General features: G+C 59.9%; 1 protein-coding gene. It reads left to right on the top strand.

Annotated elements, in window-relative coordinates; translation table 11 throughout:
• Positions 1–12: 12 nt before the first annotated feature.
• Positions 13–516: aldehyde dehydrogenase family protein (locus tag EN884_RS38055; RefSeq protein ID WP_245492077.1), on the top strand; the 504-nt coding region annotated here is incomplete at its 3' end.

Genomic DNA, 516 nt, shown 5'->3' on the forward strand with positions numbered 1-516 from the left:
GGCAAGCGCATCATGGCGAATGCTTCGCGCAATCTGACACCTGTTTCGCTGGAGCTTGGCGGCAAGGCGCCATTCATCGTCCTGGCTGATGCCGATCTCGACCTGGCGGTTCGTTCCGCAGCCACGTCGCGCTACATGAATTGCGGACAGGTCTGCATATGCAACGAACGCACGCTCGTTCACCGTTCGATTTACGATCAATTCGTCACACGCTTTGTGGAGTTCTCCAAGTCGCTCGTCGTCGGTGATCCGATGCAGGCAAATACCGATATCGGCCCGAAAGTCAGTCTTGAAGAGTTGGAAAAGGTCGAGGCGGTCCTTGCGGAAGCCGTAGCGGGCGGCGCGAGGCTTGCTCTCGCCGGCGGACGCCCGACCAAGGCGCCCATCGATGGCGGCTACTGGCTCAATCCGACCGTACTGACAGATGTGACGCCTGACATGCCGATCATGACGCGCGAAATCTTCGGCCCGGTCGTGCCGATCATGCCCTTCGACGCTTTCGAGGAGGCTGTCAGC

Source organism: Mesorhizobium sp. M7A.F.Ca.AU.001.01.1.1, assembly GCF_004022735.1.
Lineage (GTDB): Bacteria > Pseudomonadota > Alphaproteobacteria > Rhizobiales > Rhizobiaceae > Mesorhizobium > Mesorhizobium ciceri.